Origin of the sequence: Chryseobacterium gallinarum, assembly GCF_001021975.1 — a bacterium.
Taxonomy (GTDB): domain Bacteria; phylum Bacteroidota; class Bacteroidia; order Flavobacteriales; family Weeksellaceae; genus Chryseobacterium; species Chryseobacterium gallinarum.
Genome location: NZ_CP009928.1, coordinates 1319348 through 1342747, shown reverse-complemented (window position 1 = coordinate 1342747; position 23400 = coordinate 1319348). Strand labels below are relative to the sequence as shown.

Here is a 23400-nt window from a genome sequence, read left to right as displayed (position 1 = left end):
TGGCAAGAAAGCCAAAAGCAAGAAGCAAATCGCTAGAAGCACCTAGAGGGGGAATTAGCTCAGCTGGCTAGAGCGCCTGCCTTGCACGCAGGAGGTCAAGGGTTCGACTCCCTTATTCTCCACATAGTGGATGGTTTAGTTTTAAACAAGCAAATAGAGCCAAAAACAATATTTGCGAATTAAACTTGAAATAGCAATTAAGATCATTGACATTAACGGTAAAGACATCACAAAGAGAAAACCGAGCGCATAAAGCGCTTGAGTAACCAAAAATAGGAAAGAAATCGTTAAGGGCGTATGGCGGATGCCTAGGCTTTCAGAGGCGACGAAGGACGTGGTAAGCTGCGAAAAGCTACGGGGATTGGCACACACGAATTGATCCGTAGATATCCGAATGGGGCAACCCAATACATTGAAGATGTATTACCTCGTAAGAGGGGCAAACCCGGAGAACTGAAACATCTAAGTACCCGGAGGAAAAGAAATCGAAGAGATTCCGTAAGTAGTGGCGAGCGAAAGCGGATTAGCCCAAAAGTCTTTATATATTTAGAAGAATGTTCTGGAAAGAACAGCCATAGACGGTGATAGCCCGGTATTCGAAAGGTATATTTGGATGATAAATGAGTAGGGCGGGACACGTGAAATCCTGTCTGAATATGGGGGGACCATCCTCCAAGGCTAAATACTCCTGAAAGACCGATAGTGAACAAGTACTGTGAAGGAAAGGTGAAAAGCACTTCGAATAGAAGGGTGAAATAGAACCTGAAACCGTACGCCTACAAGCGGTCGGAGCAGCGTAAAGCTGTGACGGCGTGCCTTTTGCATAATGAGCCTACGAGTTAATTTTACTAGCGAGGTTAAGTAATTAAGTTACGGAGCCGGAGCGAAAGCGAGTCTGAATAGGGCGGATAGTTAGTAGGATTAGACGCGAAACCTTGTGATCTACCCATGGGCAGGTTGAAGCTCTGGTAACACAGAGTGGAGGACCGAACCGGTTGACGTTGAAAAGTCTTCGGATGACCTGTGGGTAGGGGTGAAAGGCCAATCAAACTGGGAGATAGCTCGTACTCTCCGAAATGCATTTAGGTGCAGCGTCGCAACAAAGTTTATTAGAGGTAGAGCTACTGATTGGATGCGGGGGTTTCACCGCCTACCAATTCCTGACAAACTCCGAATGCTAATAAATGTTTTGCGGCAGTGAGGGCATGGGTGCTAAGGTCCATGTCCGAGAGGGAAAGAACCCAGACCAACAGCTAAGGTCCCCAAATATATGTTAAGTTGAAGCAACGCGGTTGGACTGCATTGACAGCTAGGATGTTGGCTTGGAAGCAGCCATTCATTTAAAGAGTGCGTAACAGCTCACTAGTCGAGCGGTCCGGCATGGATAATAATCGGGCATAAACATATTACCGAAGCTATGGATTTATATTTTATAATATATCTGGTAGGAGAGCATTCTATTTGCGCCGAAGCAGTACTGTGAGGTATTGTGGAGCGGATAGAAAAGAAAATGTAGGCATAAGTAACGATAAAGGGGGCGAGAAACCCCCTCACCGAAAGACCAAGGCTTCCTCAGCCATGCTAATCAGCTGAGGGTTAGTCGGGACCTAACGCGAACCCGAAAGGGGTAGTGGATGGACACAGGGTTAATATTCCCTGACTTGCTCACAATAAAAGGGGACGGTTGGATGTATCTGCTGGAGACTGACGGAATAGTCAAGGCCTAGCCTTCGGGCGAAGCTGCTGTAGAGTAATCTGATCCAAGAAAAGCCGAAGTGAAGCAACCCGTACCAAAACCGACACAGGTGGTCGAGGAGAGAATCCTAAGGTGCTCGAGTGAGTCGTGGCTAAGGAACTAGGCAAAATAGTCTCGTAACTTCGGAAGAAGAGACGCCTCCCTCCGGGGAGGCCGCAGTGAAGAGGCCCAGGCGACTGTTTATCAAAAACACAGGACTCTGCTAAATCGAAAGATGCTGTATAGGGTCTGACACCTGCCCGGTGCTGGAAGGTTAAGGAAGGTGCTTAGCGTAAGCGAAGGCATTAACTGAAGCCCCAGTAAACGGCGGCCGTAACTATAACGGTCCTAAGGTAGCGAAATTCCTTGTCGGGTAAGTTCCGACCTGCACGAATGGTGTAACGATCTGGGCACTGTCTCAGCCACGAGCTCGGTGAAATTGTAGTATCGGTGAAGATGCCGATTACCCGCAATGGGACGAAAAGACCCTGTGAACCTTTACTATAACTTCGTATTGACTTTGAGTAAGTAATGTGTAGGATAGGTGGGAGGCTTTGAAGCAGGCACGCTAGTGTTTGTGGAGCCGTCGTTGAAATACCACCCTTTACTTACTTGGAGCCTAACTTCCTATGGAAGGACATTGCGTGGTGGGTAGTTTGACTGGGGTGGTCGCCTCCAAAAGAGTAACGGAGGCTTTCAAAGGTACCCTCAGCACGCTTGGTAACCGTGCGTAGAGTGTAATGGCATAAGGGTGCTTGACTGTGAGACCAACAAGTCGATCAGGTGCGAAAGCAGGACATAGTGATCCGGTGGTTCCGTATGGAAGGGCCATCGCTCATAGGATAAAAGGTACTCCGGGGATAACAGGCTAGTCTCCCCCAAGAGCTCACATCGACGGGGAGGTTCGGCACCTCGATGTCGGCTCGTCACATCCTGGGGCTGGAGAAGGTCCCAAGGGTTGGGCTGTTCGCCCATTAAAGTGGCACGCGAGCTGGGTTCAGAACGTCGTGAGACAGTTCGGTCTCTATCTATTGCGGGCGTTAGATGTTTGAGAGGGCTTGATTCTAGTACGAGAGGACCGAATTGAACAAACCTCTGGTGTATCAGTTGTACCGCCAGGTGCACCGCTGAGTAGCTACGTTTGGAAGAGATAAGCACTGAAAGCATATAAGTGCGAAACTCGCCTCAAGATGAGACATCTTTTAAGGGTCGTTGTAGATGACAACGTTGATAGGCTATAGGTGTAAAGGCAGTAATGTCATAGCCGAGTAGTACTAATTACCCGTAGATTTATAGCCTATGGTTGCTATAAAATTATCATATTAAACATATAATAAATGACAAGTACTTTATGCGCAGTAAAGGTTTTGTCTTTGTGAGAGTTTTTATCGCTTAAAAACCGCAAATGGCAGTAAGCAGTTAGCGATTGGCAAAAAAGCCAAAAGCCAGCAGCAAATAGCCAGATGCTATATACCTTCTTTAGGGTGGTTTTAGCGGTGGGGCTCACCTGTTCCCATTCCGAACACAGAAGTTAAGCCCACCAGCGCCGATGGTACTGCTAACGCGGGAGAGTAGGCCGCCGCCAGTTTTTATTTTATTTTAAAAGTCTCATACAGTAATGTGTGAGACTTTTTTTGTTATAGACCCATCCCATCTATATTATATCTATCCCACGTCTATGTACCTGGAACTATCCCTCACTTATACAGGGTGAAGAGTGAAATGATAGATAACAGATAACAGATAACAGATAACAGATCCAGGATAGCGTATAGGTTTTGGCTAAAGCCTGTGGATTTTATGGTTTTTATTGAGCACGGGTTAAAGCCCGTGCCTATTGAATAGCTGTGCTCATCATATCTTCTTCTAAACATTAAAGCATATCCGTATATTCCTTGATTTTCTCCAAACAAATCTCCGCCTTCCTCTGTGTCAATCCGTGTAATCCGTGGTGAAATAAAATAGCAATGCTTTTTCCATTATGGGTTTATCACTAATGGCGGGTTTTAGCCAAAACTTAAAAACAATTATTTTCAATGAGTTCAGTATGTAAATAAGTAATATGTGTGGGTATTTTAAATGATGTATTATATGCTTTGGCTAAAGCCTGTGGAATTTTATGGTTTTTATTGGGCACGGGCTAAAGTTCACTTCTATTGAGATCTTTCACAATAGCAGAGAATATGAATATTCACAAAATGGCTTTTTAACCAGTTAGATTTCTACTGAATAGCAAAGTATAGTTGTTATATCATCACTATTATTGATTACACATTACAGAGCAATCACTCATCTTAAAGATAACTCAATATTTATCACATATCTATTCCTTAGTCTGTTCAAATAAACTAATTTTATTCTTTATCACAAATCTATTCCTCTACAGATTGGCTATTATCATCCTATAAGAGTCAAACAGTCCATTATTTCCAACGAATAAAAGTTCATTAACAGGACCCCAGGCTTTAGCCCAATAATGGCTCTATATAAATAGGTGTAAAATACCTGTTATAATCAACCTTTCACAGTTTTTTAAAAACAATTCCACTATTGTGGATAAGTATTGATGGGAATATAATTATAAGGTAATCAGTTGCTTAAAAGTATTACTTATTCACAATGGTGATACTGTCGTAAACTTTATGTTAACTAGACTTGTTTTGCGTTGTATAAAGTTGTTATCTTTGCCCCACTGAAAACGAGAGAGAGTCAGTCAAGCGCAGAAGAGCTTTTAGGTAAGCAAGGAACATTATAATACTTCAAAAAGAGACGGACGAAAAAAACTTTAAATTTTTTTTAACAAAAAAGATTGTGAGTTAAAATAAAGTTTGTATCTTTGCAGTCCGAATAAATCGGAGCGCAGGAGTAGGGGTGATTGAGGTTTTGAGAAGAATTAAGGTTACTTAAAAAACTTTAAAATTTTCTTTAGGAACATTTGGTCATTACAAAATAAAGTTTTACTTTTGCACTCGCAAATACGGAGCGGATATAGACAGAAAGATTGCTTCGTTAAAAAGCGGAAGATATAAAGATCATTGACATACAATATAACAACCAAGTAAGGAAAAACTAAAGCGTTAAAAACTTTGAGTGAGTCAGACAAACATACAATGGAGAGTTTGATCCTGGCTCAGGATGAACGCTAGCGGGAGGCCTAACACATGCAAGCCGAGCGGTAGATTGCTTTCGGGCAATTGAGAGCGGCGTACGGGTGCGGAACACGTGTGCAACCTGCCTTTATCTGGGGGATAGCCTTTCGAAAGGAAGATTAATACCCCATAATATAAGAGACGGCATCGTTTTTTATTGAAAACTCCGGTGGATAGAGATGGGCACGCGCAAGATTAGATAGTTGGTGAGGTAACGGCTCACCAAGTCGACGATCTTTAGGGGGCCTGAGAGGGTGATCCCCCACACTGGTACTGAGACACGGACCAGACTCCTACGGGAGGCAGCAGTGAGGAATATTGGACAATGGGTGAAAGCCTGATCCAGCCATCCCGCGTGAAGGACGACGGCCCTATGGGTTGTAAACTTCTTTTGTATAGGGATAAACCTTTCCACGAGTGGAAAGCTGAAGGTACTATACGAATAAGCACCGGCTAACTCCGTGCCAGCAGCCGCGGTAATACGGAGGGTGCAAGCGTTATCCGGATTTATTGGGTTTAAAGGGTCCGTAGGCTGATTTGTAAGTCAGTGGTGAAATCTCACAGCTTAACTGTGAAACTGCCATTGATACTGCAAGTCTTGAGTGTTGTTGAAGTAGCTGGAATAAGTAGTGTAGCGGTGAAATGCATAGATATTACTTAGAACACCAATTGCGAAGGCAGGTTACTAAGCAACAACTGACGCTGATGGACGAAAGCGTGGGGAGCGAACAGGATTAGATACCCTGGTAGTCCACGCCGTAAACGATGCTAACTCGTTTTTGGGATGTAAGTTTCAGAGACTAAGCGAAAGTGATAAGTTAGCCACCTGGGGAGTACGAACGCAAGTTTGAAACTCAAAGGAATTGACGGGGGCCCGCACAAGCGGTGGATTATGTGGTTTAATTCGATGATACGCGAGGAACCTTACCAAGGCTTAAATGGGAAATGACAGGCTTAGAAATAGGCTTTTCTTCGGACATTTTTCAAGGTGCTGCATGGTTGTCGTCAGCTCGTGCCGTGAGGTGTTAGGTTAAGTCCTGCAACGAGCGCAACCCCTGTCACTAGTTGCCATCATTAAGTTGGGGACTCTAGTGAGACTGCCTACGCAAGTAGAGAGGAAGGTGGGGATGACGTCAAATCATCACGGCCCTTACGCCTTGGGCCACACACGTAATACAATGGCCGGTACAGAGGGCAGCTACACAGCGATGTGATGCAAATCTCGAAAGCCGGTCTCAGTTCGGATTGGAGTCTGCAACTCGACTCTATGAAGCTGGAATCGCTAGTAATCGCGCATCAGCCATGGCGCGGTGAATACGTTCCCGGGCCTTGTACACACCGCCCGTCAAGCCATGGAAGTCTGGGGTACCTGAAGTCGGTGACCGTAAAAGGAGCTGCCTAGGGTAAAACAGGTAACTAGGGCTAAGTCGTAACAAGGTAGCCGTACCGGAAGGTGCGGCTGGAACATCTCATTTTAGAGCGTTGAAGAACGTTAAACAAAATTAGTGTCCTAGAGACACAGTACTTACTTAAAGTAAAGCTTTAGTTTTTTGTTTGGTTGGTTATATTATAAATACACAACCCACTAGAAATTAGTAAAGGGATTGAGACAAAGAGGCAAGATAAAAGAAGGAAGCGCAGTCTGATATCTAATATCTGAAATCTGTTAGTCTAACAGACAGTCTCGTAGCTCAGCTGGTTAGAGCGCTACACTGATAATGTAGAGGTCGGCAGTTCGAGCCTGCCCGAGACTACTAATTAAGGCGGCTGGCAAATAGCTTATAGCAGATGGCAAGAAAGCCAAAAGCAAGAAGCAAATCGCTAGAAGCACCTAGAGGGGGAATTAGCTCAGCTGGCTAGAGCGCCTGCCTTGCACGCAGGAGGTCAAGGGTTCGACTCCCTTATTCTCCACATAGTGGATGGTTTAGTTTTAAACAAGCAGATAGAGCCAAAAACAATATTTGCGAATTAAACTTGAAATAGCAATTAAGATCATTGACATTAACGGTAAAGACATCACAAAGAGAAAACCGAGCGCATAAAGCGCTTGAGTAACCAAAAATAGGAAAGAAATCGTTAAGGGCGTATGGCGGATGCCTAGGCTTTCAGAGGCGACGAAGGACGTGGTAAGCTGCGAAAAGCTACGGGGATTGGCACACACGAATTGATCCGTAGATATCCGAATGGGGCAACCCAATACATTGAAGATGTATTACCTCGTAAGAGGGGCAAACCCGGAGAACTGAAACATCTAAGTACCCGGAGGAAAAGAAATCGAAGAGATTCCGTAAGTAGTGGCGAGCGAAAGCGGATTAGCCCAAAAGTCTTTATATATTTAGAAGAATGTTCTGGAAAGAACAGCCATAGACGGTGATAGCCCGGTATTCGAAAGGTATATTTGGATGATAAATGAGTAGGGCGGGACACGTGAAATCCTGTCTGAATATGGGGGGACCATCCTCCAAGGCTAAATACTCCTGAAAGACCGATAGTGAACAAGTACTGTGAAGGAAAGGTGAAAAGCACTTCGAATAGAAGGGTGAAATAGAACCTGAAACCGTACGCCTACAAGCGGTCGGAGCAGCGTAAAGCTGTGACGGCGTGCCTTTTGCATAATGAGCCTACGAGTTAATTTTACTAGCGAGGTTAAGTAATTAAGTTACGGAGCCGGAGCGAAAGCGAGTCTGAATAGGGCGCATAGTTAGTAGGATTAGACGCGAAACCTTGTGATCTACCCATGGGCAGGTTGAAGCTCTGGTAACACAGAGTGGAGGACCGAACCGGTTGACGTTGAAAAGTCTTCGGATGACCTGTGGGTAGGGGTGAAAGGCCAATCAAACTGGGAGATAGCTCGTACTCTCCGAAATGCATTTAGGTGCAGCGTCGCAACAAAGTTTATTAGAGGTAGAGCTACTGATTGGATGCGGGGGTTTCACCGCCTACCAATTCCTGACAAACTCCGAATGCTAATAAATGTTTTGCGGCAGTGAGGGCATGGGTGCTAAGGTCCATGTCCGAGAGGGAAAGAACCCAGACCAACAGCTAAGGTCCCCAAATATATGTTAAGTTGAAGCAACGCGGTTGGACTGCATTGACAGCTAGGATGTTGGCTTGGAAGCAGCCATTCATTTAAAGAGTGCGTAACAGCTCACTAGTCGAGCGGTCCGGCATGGATAATAATCGGGCATAAACATATTACCGAAGCTATGGATTTATATTTTATAATATATCTGGTAGGAGAGCATTCTATTTGCGCCGAAGCAGTACTGTGAGGTATTGTGGAGCGGATAGAAAAGAAAATGTAGGCATAAGTAACGATAAAGGGGGCGAGAAACCCCCTCACCGAAAGACCAAGGCTTCCTCAGCCATGCTAATCAGCTGAGGGTTAGTCGGGACCTAACGCGAACCCGAAAGGGGTAGTGGATGGACACAGGGTTAATATTCCCTGACTTGCTCACGATAAAAGGGGACGGTTGGATGTATCTGCTGGAGACTGACGGAATAGTCAAGGCCTAGCCTTCGGGCGAAGCTGCTGTAGAGTAATCTGATCCAAGAAAAGCCGAAGTGAAGCAACCCGTACCAAAACCGACACAGGTGGTCGAGGAGAGAATCCTAAGGTGCTCGAGTGAGTCGTGGCTAAGGAACTAGGCAAAATAGTCTCGTAACTTCGGAAGAAGAGACGCCTCCCTCCGGGGAGGCCGCAGTGAAGAGGCCCAGGCGACTGTTTATCAAAAACACAGGACTCTGCTAAATCGAAAGATGCTGTATAGGGTCTGACACCTGCCCGGTGCTGGAAGGTTAAGGAAGGTGCTTAGCGTAAGCGAAGGCATTAACTGAAGCCCCAGTAAACGGCGGCCGTAACTATAACGGTCCTAAGGTAGCGAAATTCCTTGTCGGGTAAGTTCCGACCTGCACGAATGGTGTAACGATCTGGGCACTGTCTCAGCCACGAGCTCGGTGAAATTGTAGTATCGGTGAAGATGCCGATTACCCGCAATGGGACGAAAAGACCCTGTGAACCTTTACTATAACTTCGTATTGACTTTGAGTAAGTAATGTGTAGGATAGGTGGGAGGCTTTGAAGCAGGCACGCTAGTGTTTGTGGAGCCGTCGTTGAAATACCACCCTTTACTTACTTGGAGCCTAACTTCCTATGGAAGGACATTGCGTGGTGGGTAGTTTGACTGGGGTGGTCGCCTCCAAAAGAGTAACGGAGGCTTTCAAAGGTACCCTCAGCACGCTTGGTAACCGTGCGTAGAGTGTAATGGCATAAGGGTGCTTGACTGTGAGACCTACAAGTCGATCAGGTGCGAAAGCAGGACATAGTGATCCGGTGGTTCCGTATGGAAGGGCCATCGCTCATAGGATAAAAGGTACTCCGGGGATAACAGGCTAGTCTCCCCCAAGAGCTCACATCGACGGGGAGGTTCGGCACCTCGATGTCGGCTCGTCACATCCTGGGGCTGGAGAAGGTCCCAAGGGTTGGGCTGTTCGCCCATTAAAGTGGCACGCGAGCTGGGTTCAGAACGTCGTGAGACAGTTCGGTCTCTATCTATTGCGGGCGTTAGATGTTTGAGAGGGCTTGATTCTAGTACGAGAGGACCGAATTGAACAAACCTCTGGTGTATCAGTTGTACCGCCAGGTGCACCGCTGAGTAGCTACGTTTGGAAGAGATAAGCACTGAAAGCATATAAGTGCGAAACTCGCCTCAAGATGAGACATCTTTTAAGGGTCGTTGTAGATGACAACGTTGATAGGCTATAGGTGTAAAGGCAGTAATGTCATAGCCGAGTAGTACTAATTACCCGTAGATTTATAGCCTATGGTTGCTATAAAATTATCATATTAAACATATAATAAATGACAAGTACTTTATGCGCAGTAAAGGTTTTGTCTTTGTGAGAGTTTTTATCGCTTAAAACCGCAAATGGCAGTAAGCAGTTAGCGATTGGCAAAAAAGCCAAAAGCCAGCAGCAAATAGCCAGATGCTATATACCTTCTTTAGGGTGGTTTTAGCGGTGGGGCTCACCTGTTCCCATTCCGAACACAGAAGTTAAGCCCACCAGCGCCGATGGTACTGCTAACGCGGGAGAGTAGGCCGCCGCCAGTTTTTATTTTATTTTAAAAGTCTCATACAGTAATGTGTGAGACTTTTTTTGTTATAGACCCATCCTATCTATATTATATCTATCCCACGCCTATGTACCTGGAACTATCCCTATGTACCTATTCTGGAATTATCCCTGCACTTATACAGGGTGAAGAGTGAACTGATAGATAACAGATAATAGATCCAGGATAGAGTATAGGTTTTGGCTAAAGCCTGTGGAATTTTATGGTTTTTATTGATCCCGGGCTAAAGCCCGCGGCTATTGAATAGTGACTTTTATTCCAATGGTAATAATCCATATGTCAGTTTAGCTAGAGTTGATATTCTCTTGGGTCTTTAATTACTTTGCTATTCTATGTCTAAGGTTATCCTATCTTTGTCCATTTTTTCTTCCGAGCATTATTTTTCTACTGTTTGATGATGCTTTTTGTATTTTAGAGGTATCCGTTTTTTATAAAACAAAATAATTAAGGTTGAGTTTTTTTTAGTTAACTCTCGAAGTATCAGCATTGTTTTTGTTAATTTTTTTTAATTGTTTATGACTTACTTCTGAATAGCATCAAAATATTATATTTGTGTTAAATCGGAATGTATATTTATGAACAGAACAATAATTAAGATCGGGCTTCTCCCATCTCTATTTTTTTGTCTTAATGGAATGTATGCACAGACTAAGGATTCTATTAAAACATCAAAAATTGATGAAGTTGTGGTAACAGCTTATGGGGTTAAAAAAGAAAAGAAAGCATTAGGTTATTCTTTTCAGGACGTAAAAGGACAGGCTCTTGTAGATGCTAAGGAAACCAATGTGACAAATGCTTTAACGGGTAAGGTTGCAGGGCTTCAGGTAATAAAAGGAGGTTTTGGACCAGCATCATCGTCAAAAATAAATTTAAGGGGGTTCAATTCTTTTAAAGGAGATAATCAGCCTCTTATTGTTGTGGATGGTGTTCCATTAAGTAATAGTCTGGGTTCTAAACCTAAACAGAATGATGGCTATTTTAATAATGATTTCTGGAATCCGGATCTGGATATGGGAAATGGTCTGGGGGATATCAATGCGGAGGATATCGAAACCATCTCTGTTCTTAAAGGTGGAGCTGCTTCTGCATTATATGGTTCAAGAGGAGGAAATGGTGTTATCCTGATTACTACAAAAACAGGAAAGAAAAGAGGAGGGCTAGGAATTACATATTCTACGAGTTTGGGCTTTGAGACTATTTTTATGAAGCCTGAGATGCAGAAGAGTTTTGGTCTTGGATTAAATGGGGCGCCGAATCTTCCTAATAGTGATAATTCCAGTTCATGGGGGCCCTCAATTGAAATGTCAGGAAAACAAAGATATGATAACCTGGATAATTTTTTTAAAACAGGGATCAATTCTCAGCATACTTTGAGTTTCCAGGAAAATTTAGGAGAAGGGACCAGTCTATATACATCAGCCAATTATTTAAATGATAATAGCCAGATTCCGAATTCAAGATTTGAGAGATTCAATTTTATGGCTAAAATGAATTCTACTTTTGGTGCTAACAAAAGATGGACATCGGAAGTGAAGGCTCAATATATAAGTACAAAGGCAAAAAACAGACCGTCAGGAGGTAAAGGAAATGGAAACTATTATGCAGATATTCTTCAGATGCCACAGGATATTGATATAAGGGATTATCGTGAAGGACAAACCCAGAATAATGTAAAATCCCGATGGATCACCCCTAATGGTATAAACCCTTACTGGTCTGCATATAATAGTCTTAACGCCGATAAAAAAGACCGCTTTCTATTGAACGGCTATCTTAAATATCAGTTTAATGACTGGTTAAGTGCTGATGTAAGATTGGGAACTGATTTTTATGCTTTGAATGCAGACGCTAAGGTATGGACTGGATCTTCACGCAATAATGCCTATGCTACAAGTGAGGAAAAATTCTACGAAAATAATTATATTGCCAGTATTACAGCTAAAAAAGATAATCTTTTCGGAAAGTGGGGCGGTTCGGTTTCTGTATATGGACAAATGATGGAAAGTAGAACGAAGGCACTTTATTTTAGTACTCAAAGCCTTATTGTTCCCAATGTATTTAGCGTAGTGAATACAAAAGATCTTGCCGGAATTGCTAATAATGAAGTAGACTTCTGGAAAAAGATTAATTCTGTATTTGCCGCAGCAGAAATTAATTATGACGGCTATTGGTTTATCAATGCAACAGCCAGAAATGACTGGTCATCTACGTTAACGATTGAAAACAGATCATATTTTTATCCATCAATAAGTACATCGTTGGTGGTGACAGAAATGCTGAGCAAACTGAATGGAACGACTTCTAAAGTTTTAACTTTTGCCAAGCTTCGTGCAGCTTATGCCATTACAGGAAATTCTTTAAATCCTTACGAATTATACAATACCTATAAACTGGCAGCAGATCCTAATGGACAGGCTGTATTGGGTAGAAAAAAGATTCTATATAATTCCAATTTGCATGCAGAGAAACTAAAAACTTTTGAAGTAGGAGCAGACCTTAAATTTTTCAACAGGGTTTCTTTGGATGTAAGTTATTTCAGAAATAACGCTACTGGTCAGTTAATAGATTTACCTATGAATCCGCTTTCGGGCTATGAAGCTAAGAAAATAAGCTCAGGTGGACTTCGTAACAGTGGTATTGAGGTGGTCTTAAATACAGATGTTTTCAAGAAAGATAATTTTGTCTGGAATGTAAATGCCAATTTTTCAAAACTTAAAAGTACTATTGACAAAATAGATGGGGAAGTATTAAAGTACCCTTTATCAGGTTTTGATAATGTTACTTTTTTTGCAGAAGTAGGCAGACCTTTCGGAGCGATTTATGGAACCAAATTCCTAAGAGTGGAAGATCCTGGAAGCCCTTATTTCGGGAAGCTTATTGTGGGTGAAAACGGCTTGCCACAATCAACAGCTGAACAGTATTATCTGGGGGATCAGAATCCGCGGGCTTTATTTGGGTTTACCAACAGCTTTGTCTACAAAAACTTCGGATTATCTTTCCTTATCGATGGGCGCATTGGCGGTAAGTTCTATTCATCTACACAATCTGCACTGCAAAAAGCAGGTCTTGCTGCAGATACAGCTCCGGGAGGAAGACGTGATAATTTTGTTCTGGATGCTGTAGTACAACAAAACGGTACCTATACTTCCAATACAAAAGAAGTGACACAGCAGGATTATTGGGCAGCTGTAACGGCAGGTAACCTGGGAATTACAGAACAGAATATTTATGATGCTACCAATATCAGATTAAGAAATATTCAGGTATCATATAGTTTCCCTAAGAGTATTTTCCAAAAACTGGCTTTACAAAGTGCTAAAGTTTCGTTTACAGCTAATAATGTCTGGATGATTTACAGCAAGTCAAAAGGAATAGATCCCGAATCTGTATTTGCAATCAATTCTAATGCTGTAGGATTTGAAAACCTGGCATTTCCTACAACAAGATCCTATCTATTCACTGTGACATTAGGTTTTTAAACATTAAAAATAACATCATGAAAAAATATATTTTATCATTCATAGTATTGGCGACCGTTTGTACATCATGTAATGATTTTGAAGACATTAATAATGACCCTTTCTCAGTAGATATTAATAAAGCGGAGCCAGAATATTTTTTGAATAATTCTATCTTAGGGGCACAACAGGATCCTAATATTGCAGAACGGGTTTTTGTTCTTTATTGGAAGACGGCTGCAAGGCAACATCTGACCACAGGAATTGCCGGAGGAACCTATGATGATTCTTATACCGTGGAATACTGGAAAGGAATTTCCGAATGGCTGAATAATGCAAACGCAACAATAGAGATTGCCAACGAGAAAAAAGCACTTGGGCAGGGAAAGGCCCATTATGATAATCTTATCCAGGTAGCCAGAATCTGGAGGGCTTACCTGATGAGTGAGTTTTCTGATAATTTCGGTCCTCAGCCTATTCAGGCATTCAAGGGAGTAAACCCGGGTTTTAATTCTGAGAAAGAAGTATATTATTTTATTCTGGACGAGCTGAAAGATGCTGTTGCTAAAATGAAAGTCGATCAGCCGGGACCGGACAATCCTAATGCTTTTGACAGAGTATATGGCTTTAAATGGGGACAATGGGTAAAATATGCCAATTCCATGCGTATGAGAATGGCAATGAGAATCTCAGAAGTAGACCCCGGAAAAGCAAAAGCTGAATTTGAAGATGCCGCTAATTCTAACATGTTGATTACAACAAGTACCGATAACTTTACCGTTAAAGAAGATACAGGCTGGAATCCTTTGTCCGGAGTAATGTCAAGAGAATGGAATTCTCAGATTTTATCCGCAACGCTTAACAATATATATATTGGATTGGGTGGGATTAGCTCTACAGATCAATTACCAGCAGCTCAGCATACAGCAGTAAAATCTTCGGATTATATTGGGATAAAATATGAAGAGCAGTTTACTACTCTGACTAATGACCCGAGTGCAGGATATTGGCTGGATGGATTACCAAATAAAATTGATCCGAGAGCCTATAAGACCTTTTACATTCCTGGAGACTTTGATAGTCCTGTTTATTCTTTATATCCAACTTATACCAACCAGGCTAAAACCAATTACGGCTTTTTAACCTATGCCAATAATAAAAAAGACAGTATTAATGCAGTAAACACCTGGAATGCTTATACGATTGGTAACTGGGGTGTAAAAGGTCAGAGAAACGGATTGAGAAACGTAGTAGGATGTATGCCGGCACTAGGAAAACAATATAGGGAAGGTAAAAATTCCAGGATATTCTTTGCAAGCTGGGAAACGTATTTCTTAATGGCAGAGGCTGCACTAAAAGGCTGGTCTGTTCCTATGAGCGATGAAGCTGCTTATAATAAAGGAATTCAGGATAGCTTTGCCTATAACGGAGTATCCCAGTTTTATACCCAATATATTACATCAACAGATTATAACCGGGATGGAACTTCTGTTTCCTATACACATACTATAGAACCGGGGCCAAGTCATACCATGAAATATAAAGATCCGGTTACAGGAAATATGATTTCCGTAGATATCAAATATCCTGTTAATACGATTTATAAGAATGGTTCGGTTAAAAATGATAAATTAACGAAAATCATTACCCAAAAATATATTGCCAATATGCCTTGGCTTCCGCTGGAATCATGGAGTGACCATAGAAGACTAGGGTTACCATTCTTTGAAAATCCGGCGATTGAAACACCGTTAGTGAATCTTCCTAATCTGAATTCAGGAAATTATATGACGAATTCTATTCAGAATTTCCCTCAGAGATTGAGGTATCCAAGTACATTCCGAAATACGGATCAGCTTGGATATGAGAAAGCGGTTCAATTGTTAGGAGGACAAGATGCCGTATTAACTCCTCTTTGGTGGGCAAAGCATTAATTTAAAATAAATAAATCCTTTTCAATTTTGGAAAGGATTTATTTTTTGGAAAGCTAAATATAATATTGCTTATTATTTTTTTAACTCCATTTTTATTATCCAGTGTATCAATTTGCCACTACTGTGAAAACGATCCGTGCACTATACGTGGTGGCAGGAATGGTAACAGAAACACCGGACAGCTGTAACAAAAGTCTGATCCCTGAAAAATTGATACTGTTTCCTAATCCTAAAAGCCCGGAAAAAGTGATCGTTAAAAGTGTTACATCTGTTGCTTGTAGTATAGGTATGTAATTAACATCTCCTCCATTAATGCTGGCAGAACATGCAACACAAACTCCGGTAATGGAAGTAGTGCCACCGCTTCTTTTAGCAGAAAGTCCCAAAGAATTGTTCCAGGCGTTGGTCGTATAATGCATCGTAATTTTTGCACCTGAACTTGAAAGAAGTTTGATAAAAGAATCCGGTAACGAACCGGACAATGTTATTTGATTGTTTAAAGTATTATTATAGATCCCTGTGTAATTGGTGCCTGCTTCCGTAATGGAAGGTATGTCTGCAGCCCAGTTCCCGGAGACTGTCACCGTTTGGGCTTGCAGCCAACTGCTGATTATTAAAAGAATACTATATATATACTTTTTTATGAAAATCTTTGTGAGAAAGCTGCTCGTTTTCATATTCAATTTATTCTGTGATGGTATAGACAATTGTGACAGCAGTATTAGTCTGGGCTCCTAAATTGGAATAAACACCAGGGACCACGGAAATCGTAAGTTGATGCCCATTATTGGCTCCATTTCCTGTGTAAGCACCTCCAATACCGTTTATAATTGTAATAGGTGTTGTAGTAAGTATGACTTGTGCTGATGGTGTTCCCAAGATGCCTCCGCCAGCCCCGGAAGCAGCGGCTGCCTGTAGTCTTATACTGATCCCCTGAATTACGGTATTAACAGCAGCGGTAATTCTTCTGGAAAGACCCCCTGGAGCAATAGCAGAAGTATAATTGATCCATTTTGATGTATTGGGAGTAGGATTGACAAGAGCATTTCCGGCTTCAGTAGGAGCTGTAAAGTTTAAGCTAATATTTCCTGCAGGTTCTATATCCATTAAAGTTACAACAGGTAAGGTAAAAGTAACAGTAGCCTGAGAATACAATAAACCGAAGAAAATAAAAGATGCTAGTAATAAGGCACGTTTCAGAATCATTTCTTATTTTTTTATTTCATTATATCCTACTTTTAAGGATTCTTGTTGGTATTTAATTTCTATCTGTTGTTTAACGATATGAATGTTTAATTTCTTTATTTCTGCAGGTTGTAAGGTAAACTGGAATCTGTCGGTGGAAATTTTATATCGCTTATCCAGACCGTTTCGATAAATTTTAACCGTCCAATCACCGGGACTGAGATAAGTAAAATCAAAATCATCTCCTATAAAACAGATTTTACGATAAGTCTGATCATTACTGGTTGCTTCTACAACAATACTCTCCCTTTTCCTTCTCTCTGTTTTAGCAGGTAAAGCTTCTATACCCGTTTGATTGTTTTCTTTTTCCAGCAATTGAATATGCCCTTCTATCTTTGCCGCCGTAGTTAAGCCGAAGTTAAAAGTATTTTCTTTATTTACAAGAGCAAGTGCTGTAGGAAAAGGAACAGTGGGAATATCATCAATCCCCGTGGTTGACCGGTCTATTTCCAGGAAATAATTGCCGGGAATTACATTTTTAAAAATGTAATTCCCTTCCTTGTCAGTAACGGACAAATAGCTGCCCAACATTAATCTTATCCCTTCTGTTCTTTTGATTCCCAGATTACGGATATTTCCAGATAAAGAAACATATTCTGCAATTTTCTGTACCGGAACATGAGGGCGCCAGGTATATCGTATTGAGAATATAAAATCTTTATCCCCCATCTGCCCCCGCTGTAATGAATATCTGCCTGAAAAATCAAGCTCGTTTCCCGGAAATAGCTGCTGATGAAATAACAACTCGAATAAGTTTCTGTCCTTAAAATATTCTTCCGGAATATAATTGTTCTGGTAGAAAATACTCAAGCTTGTTTTATCAGAAAAACGGCTGGAAAGTCTGGCTCCATAGTACAACTGTTTTTGATTTTGCAGCTTATATCTGGAAGTAATCGCATAACTTCCAAAGAGGTTGAAAGAAGTCCTGAACTTTTCAAAGGAAAGATTAGCCGAATAGAAACTAGAATTACCATTACACCCGCTCAGATAATTATCTGTTTTTCCAAACTGCCCTTCAAAATTAACCTGAAATATTCCGATCCGCTGATTGATGCTCACTCTGAAAAAGCGCTCATAATAATCAAATTGTCTAGGCTCCAGCCTATCCTGGTATTTCTGATATCCGTTATTAAGCATGACAGACCCATTGGGCAGGTATTGATACTGAATTCCATATTGAAAATACTTTCTGTAAGGAGCTGCCAGGAATAAGGTATCCCTTTGGAAATTTCTGGCATCTTGCATATAATTCGCAAGAATACTTATCTTCCCGGAAAATCTATACTGAAGATTTCCACTAAATGTACTGGTATTGGTAAAATACCCTGCAAACTCAGGAGTTGCTTTCATATATAATAAATTTCCGGTAACTTTTTCAAAATTGATATCAGCCTGCATCATATAAGCTGCTCCTTCTTTTTTTTTCATTCTGCTGTAAGAAAATTCCCCGGAGAGATTAATGTTTTTTGAAACCTTAAATTTACCTTTAGTATAGGGAAGGTGGGCTTCAGAGTCTAGCCCCATATTGCCAGATTTGAAAGCTTCTTTCTCAGGAATCTTGTAGAAGTATCCTACAGTAACTTCAGATTCTTTACGGATTTTAAATGCTGAATAAAAGTTTAATTCATCCCTGATATCTTTGAAAAAACGAGGATGATTATAAAAGCCTCCCAGACTTATTTTATTAAAATCATACCGGATTTCTGCGCCACGACCATATCTGGCAAACTCAGTCAGGTAAGAAGAAGAATAAGTTTTGTCACCTAAATGAACAAAGAAGTTATCCCGCCTGTAATTCACAAAATATTCTTCATATTGAGTAAAAGTGTTCAGTTCAACAGGATTGTGTGTAGCAGCCCGGAACTCAATCTGATTTTTATTTTCTTTATCCAGTGTCCCTTTGCCATAAAATTCACCCTGAAAACCATCATGATATACTCCCATATTCTTCATCCCGATAAAAGATAATGAAGCTGCTATGGGAAGGCGGTGATAAATATCAATGCTGGTGGGTTTTACAGAAATAACCTGGGTACTTATGTAAACACTTTGGATTTCCTTAGGATTGTCTTTTGAATAAGCAGAAAGATTCAGGTTCTGAAATTCATTTTGACCGACTTCAGAAAGGGTTGGTTTGTGAATATTAATAATTTTTGACTCATTGGGGGCTAACAGAATTGAGGCATCATGATCGACAATTGCATTTTTACTTTCAAGAACAATATTTTCTGCTACATTTCCATTATTTTTTAAAAGAAATGAAGCACGGATGGTTTCCCCTGCCCTTATAAACTCCGGTGAATCCAATGCAGTAAGGGAAAGTTTTCTGTTACCTGAAACGGTAATGGATGAAACTTTTGTAAAAGATATTCCGTTCAAACGGTCAGTAATATTTAATGTAACAGAATAGTCACCCTGTGGCGTTTCTGCTGCAATGCGCACAGGAACAAGATATAAGGATGTTTCCTGTGAAGCTATCTGAAACTCATCTTTTGCAAGAATAGGTCTGATAAGAGGATTTGAAGTAACTACTGAAATGTCGTATGTTTTATGTTCTGACGATCCGTTTACCAGCATAAAAGAGATAGAAGTGGTCATCCCCGGCCTTAAACTGTCTTTTTTACTGGCTAATCTGTTTGACTGCTGCTGAGAAAAGGCAAATAGCGGGAACAATAATACAATAATAAATAATGTCCAGGTTCTAACCATTTTTTACTTCTAATTCCACATTGAGCGCAAAAGCATTCTCATCTTCGTCAGTAGCTATGACAGTAGCTTTGTATTGAGCTGGAGGTACTTTACTGATATCAATGTAGAATGTTTTAGAGGTAGAAGGGAGTAAGCCCATTGTTAAACTAGAAAAAGTCCCTATTTTTTCTCCTGTTTTACGGTTATAAATTTCAATGGACGCTGTTGGTTTACAATAAAGGTTTCCGTTATTGGTTATCGCAATTTTTACAGTCTTCTTACCTTGTTCTTTTTCTACTTTGATACTTTCAAATGTAAGATCAGGTTTAGCCTTTTCCGTATCATAATCTGTGATGATCTGAATGGCATATCTTATAACGGAAGTAATGCTTACTCCGGACTGTTTGTCATTGGGTTTTATATTATCTACCGGTTCTACGATGATTACACTCCAATAGCTGCCAGGATCTTTTATCTGATCAGGAACATTGATCTCATAGAATATTTCTGTTTTTTCTTTTGCCTTCAGAGCTACTAAATTCGTATTGAGCTTAATCCAGCCGCCGTTGGTTTTTTTATTGGTATGTAACGCTGTATAATTGATAGTCCCATCAGAATGATAAGTGAAATCCTGTAAAAATAACTTTACATTTTGCAGGGTGTTACCTGTATTTTCGATAGCCACTTTTCCTTTGTACACTTTTCCGTTTTCTATTTTATACGAATGCGTAAGACCATTGAGAACCACAATACTGGCATGTAAAAGGCTGAATTGCAAAATCAAAGTGATTAAAAAGAGAATACGCTTAATGATCATAATAAATTTGAAATTAAAAAATTGAGAATAATACAAAAGCAGGAAGAAACTGAAATACAATTTCTTCTTGTTTGAAATACAGAACTGATTGGCTTAAACCCTAGTTGTCTGATATGGTGTAAGTAACAGTAGCTACTGCAGTGGCTGTTGCCTGTAGATCTGCATAGGCAGCTACACCACCAGGCCCGCTTCCTGCAGCAAGAGCATAAGTGAGATTATGACCATTATTGGCACCGTTTCCTGTGTAAGCACTTCCGATACCTGAAATAATAGTTTGGTCTGCAGCACTTAGTGTTAATAATCCTGCAGAAGTCCCTAAAGTTCCTGCGCCGGAGCCGGTAGCAGCCGCTGCGGTTACCTGAATATCAATCCCCGGAATGATGGCATTAAGCTTTACACTCACGTTACGGGTAGGATCTGCAACAGATTTAACCGATGAATAATTAAGCCATAATGTGTTGTTGGCTGCACTCGCTACGATAGGGTTCCCGGCTTCTGTAGGTGCTGTAAATCCTAATGTAATATTTTTCGTAGCCGCGGGTTCAATATCAACCAGGGCGACTTCAGGGATGGAAATTGTGATGGTATGGTTATCCGTATTCGTATCCTGGGCATATAGATTTCCTGATATGGCAGCAGTAAATAAAGATAAAGCAATAGTTAATTTTAATATTTTCATGACACTGATAATTAGTTAAGTGAATATAATAAAATTCACTATACCGTAGAAATAATATATAACTTTTTTTATATCACTGCTTTTTCTATTAAAGTAATTAAATATCATTGAAAAATAATATAATTCGTTTGAGTGTTATTATAAAAAATCCTGCACATAAGCTGTACAGGATTTTTAGAATAATTGTTGAATTTACTAAGCCCAGTGCGGGTCAGATACAGAAACCTTGCCCGTTTCTATCCTTCCTGCAAAATGCCACTGATGGTCATTCAGGTTTACCTTTATATCATACCATCCTTTGTATTGATTAAGATCGAAAACTATTCTTTCTTCCTGTTTTTGTAAAGAAATCACTCTTTTTGTTTTCCCATAAAGGTCTTCCAGCACTAAAGAATTCTTCTTTTTATTGTTTTTGATAATCAATTCGACCTGACTTTTTGAAATATGATTGACTAAAGTAACTTCCAATTCCGGGCTTGAATCTCCTTTAAACTTCCGGAAAAAACCATTAGGTCCATAGACCTCATAATCATAAGCTCCGGAATGTACCGAATGCGATAATTCCTGTTTTGAATACAGGGCATAAGAGAAATAATAATTATTGCTGTGGAATTGTGTCCTGTCATAAATTAACAGAGGAACACCCTTCTCTTTTAAATTAGTCATTTTGATGCCTTCCCTCTCCAGATTGACCTGGAAATTATAAGGAAGCGAATTCGAAGGCTTTAATCCTCTTTCCTGAATCTCAAGTAAATGATCATTGAGCTCGTTTTCAGAATACCATTTCAGATCAGGAACAGGCTTGTTTCTGGCCGCGTTGATGGTCTTGGCATAATCTTTCTGATTAAGGTAATCCATCTGAGGAGCTTTTATATGAGACGAATTGAACGCAGAAGTAAGATCTCCGCATACGGCTCTTCTCCAGTCGCTGATATTGTCTACGTGAACATTTTTGTTGAGTTTCTTCATGATGAATTTCTCCAGGAACTGCAACACGGAAGTATGATCCGATACTTCAGAATTTACAAATCCGCCTTTTGTCCACGGGGAAGCAATGATCATGGGAACCCTGTAGCCAAGTCCTACAGTTCCTTCAACTTTTTCATAGCTTTTCAAAGAAGGATCAGACATGTATTCCTGGGACTGATCTACATACTCCACGCCTTCTTTACCGTTCATATCTACCGGCTGGCTTGGATTCACAGGAGGTGCGAATGGCAGTACGTGATCAAAATAACCGTCATTTTCATCATAATTGATGATAAAGATTGTCTTCTTCCAGGTTTCAGGATCTTGGGTAAGAATATTTAAAACCTCTGAAATGTACCATGCCCCATACCATGGAGATCCGGGATGATCAGAAAAATGCTCGGGAGCTACAAGCCAGGACACCAGAGGAAGTTTTTTTTCTTCCACATCTTTCCGGAACTGGAACAGGACATCCCCTTCCGGAACGACCAGCCTTTCACCGGTTTCATCCTTGCCGATTTCAAGTTTCCAGTAGTTGGGATCGTTAACGTTGGTGGTAAAAGCTTTTTCGTGCAGGTTTTTCTCTTCCCGGGAAAGTTTTGAATAATTATCCGGATGGTATTTTACCTGATCTTCCTGCAGTCCGGCAATCATGGCTTCCAGTCTTTCCTTCTGCTTAGGGTCTTTTTCAATCTCCTGTTTCAGGTGAGCAATAATATTAGGGATATTCTGATGGTAGCCCTTGGAAAATTTAACATTAAACCTTGAAAACCATTCAATAGGATTGTCGGTGAAATTACTCAGCCATGCTTCCTGTTCTCCGGACATTCCTTTTGGAAGACTGATTTCATTCTGGTAAATACGCCATGAAACATTTTGCTGTTCTAAAATTTCAGGAAAACTTTTCCATTTTGCCTGTCTGGCTGTATCATAATCAATATTTTCATTAACCACGTTGGCTTTTACCTTGCCATATTGCTGTTCTCTTAAGGTTCCGGACCAAAGGAATAATCTGTTGGGTGTGGTTCCTGTCAGGGAAGAACAGAAATATTGGTCAAATATTGTAAATGCATCTGCCAGCTGATAATAGAAGGGAAGGTCTTCACGGTTATAATACCCTAGTGTCAGCGGAATATCTTTATAATCTTTATTGCCTGAAGCTTTGGCCTGAAGCCATTGATCAAATTTTCCTTTATTCAGTGCTTTTTGCTGGTCTGCCCACGAATGAGGCAATGAGCTCATCCATGTGGATTTTGTATTTCTTAGGTCCAGGCGTGCTGGGGATGCATATTTTCCGTTATCCCCTTTCTGGAAAAAAACGGAATGGCCATCCTGCTTGATAAAAGCCCTTTGATCCAGAAATCCTCTCACTCCTTTAAGAGCTCCGAAGGCATGATCAAATGAACGGTTTTCCTGCATAAGGATCACTACATGCTCCGCGTCATAAAAAGTAGATTGGGCGGCCGGTTCAATTGATAAAGCTTTTAAAATAGAAGGATGCAGTATACCTGACGTTCCCAGCCCGGCAAGTAAAAGGCTTGATTTTTCTAAAAATTCTCTTCTGTCCATAATTCAATCGTAATAAGAAAGAA

General features: G+C 40.9%; 8 protein-coding genes, 3 tRNA genes and 5 rRNA genes. 10 read left to right on the top strand and 6 right to left on the bottom strand.

The annotated features are described in order from the left end of the window. Positions 1-48 precede the first annotated feature (48 nt). The 10 genes from OK18_RS06020 (at position 49) to OK18_RS05975 (ending at position 15410) form a co-directional block, all read left to right on the top strand. Positions 49-122, top strand: a tRNA-Ala gene (locus tag OK18_RS06020). A gap of 155 nt (positions 123-277) precedes the next feature. Next, positions 278-3033: ribosomal RNA gene (locus OK18_RS06015) — 23S ribosomal RNA — on the top strand. 182 nt (positions 3034-3215) lie between these two features. Next, a 5S ribosomal RNA gene (gene rrf / locus OK18_RS06010) occupies positions 3216-3323 on the top strand. Between the two features lie 1519 nt (positions 3324-4842). Beyond that, positions 4843-6359, top strand: a 16S ribosomal RNA gene (locus OK18_RS06005). A 205-nt stretch (positions 6360-6564) separates the two neighbouring features. Then, a tRNA-Ile gene (locus tag OK18_RS06000) sits at positions 6565-6638 on the top strand. Between the two features lie 83 nt (positions 6639-6721). After that, positions 6722-6795, top strand: a tRNA-Ala gene (locus OK18_RS05995). Positions 6796-6950: 155 nt separating this feature from the next. Continuing rightward, a 23S ribosomal RNA gene (locus OK18_RS05990) occupies positions 6951-9706 on the top strand. 181 nt (positions 9707-9887) lie between these two features. Next, positions 9888-9995, top strand: a 5S ribosomal RNA gene (gene rrf / locus OK18_RS05985). The 16S, 23S and 5S rRNA genes sit together here with 3 tRNA genes alongside, the layout of an rRNA operon. Positions 9996-10593: 598 nt before the next feature. After that, positions 10594-13497: a SusC/RagA family TonB-linked outer membrane protein gene (locus OK18_RS05980; protein ID WP_053327440.1), complete on the top strand. Its 2904-nt coding sequence runs from the start codon at positions 10594-10596 to the stop codon at positions 13495-13497. Between the two features lie 17 nt (positions 13498-13514). Then, positions 13515-15410 carry a SusD/RagB family nutrient-binding outer membrane lipoprotein gene (locus OK18_RS05975; protein WP_156173233.1) on the top strand — a complete coding sequence of 632 codons (1896 nt, stop codon included), beginning with the start codon at positions 13515-13517 and terminating at the stop codon, positions 15408-15410. 107 nt (positions 15411-15517) lie between these two features. On the opposite strand, the gene OK18_RS05970 is transcribed toward OK18_RS05975, so the two are convergent. The 6 genes from OK18_RS05970 to OK18_RS05945 form a co-directional block, all read right to left on the bottom strand. Next, entirely contained in the window at positions 15518-16087 is a 570-nt protein-coding gene (locus OK18_RS05970) for a hypothetical protein (protein ID WP_053327438.1), read from the bottom strand. A 7-nt stretch (positions 16088-16094) separates the two neighbouring features. Then, positions 16095-16616 carry a hypothetical protein gene (locus OK18_RS05965; RefSeq protein WP_053327437.1) on the bottom strand — a complete coding sequence of 174 codons (522 nt, stop codon included), beginning with the start codon at positions 16614-16616 and terminating at the stop codon, positions 16095-16097. Between the two features lie 3 nt (positions 16617-16619). After that, positions 16620-19364: a COG1470 family protein gene (locus tag OK18_RS05960; protein WP_053327436.1), complete on the bottom strand. Its 2745-nt coding sequence runs from the start codon at positions 19362-19364 to the stop codon at positions 16620-16622. After that, a complete protein-coding gene (locus OK18_RS05955; protein ID WP_228377701.1) occupies positions 19357-20121 on the bottom strand; it encodes a WxL protein host-binding domain-containing protein in 765 nt (254 codons plus the stop codon). The genes OK18_RS05960 and OK18_RS05955 overlap by 8 nt, the downstream gene beginning before the upstream one ends. 139 nt (positions 20122-20260) lie before the next feature. Continuing rightward, positions 20261-20839 (bottom strand): hypothetical protein, encoded by a 579-nt coding sequence (locus tag OK18_RS05950; protein WP_053327435.1) that lies wholly within the window; start codon positions 20837-20839, stop codon positions 20261-20263. Between the two features lie 195 nt (positions 20840-21034). Beyond that, entirely contained in the window at positions 21035-23377 is a 2343-nt protein-coding gene (locus OK18_RS05945; protein ID WP_053327434.1) for a phosphocholine-specific phospholipase C, read from the bottom strand. Between the last annotated feature and the right edge of the window lie 23 nt (positions 23378-23400).

Bases quoted from the DNA above. Each gene is read 5' to 3' on its own strand.
- OK18_RS05950 (WP_053327435.1), bottom strand. From the start codon at position 20,839: ATGAAAATATTAAAATTAACTATTGCTTTATCTTTATTTACTGCTGCC.
- OK18_RS05980 (WP_053327440.1), top strand. From the start codon at position 10,594: ATGAACAGAACAATAATTAAGATCGGGCTTCTCCCATCTCTATTTTTT.
- OK18_RS05965 (WP_053327437.1), bottom strand. From the start codon at position 16,616: ATGATTCTGAAACGTGCCTTATTACTAGCATCTTTTATTTTCTTCGGT.
- OK18_RS05970 (WP_053327438.1), bottom strand. From the start codon at position 16,087: ATGAAAACGAGCAGCTTTCTCACAAAGATTTTCATAAAAAAGTATATA.
- OK18_RS05975 (WP_156173233.1), top strand. From the start codon at position 13,515: ATGAAAAAATATATTTTATCATTCATAGTATTGGCGACCGTTTGTACA.
- OK18_RS05945 (WP_053327434.1), bottom strand. From the start codon at position 23,377: ATGGACAGAAGAGAATTTTTAGAAAAATCAAGCCTTTTACTTGCCGGG.
- OK18_RS05960 (WP_053327436.1), bottom strand. From the start codon at position 19,364: ATGGTTAGAACCTGGACATTATTTATTATTGTATTATTGTTCCCGCTA.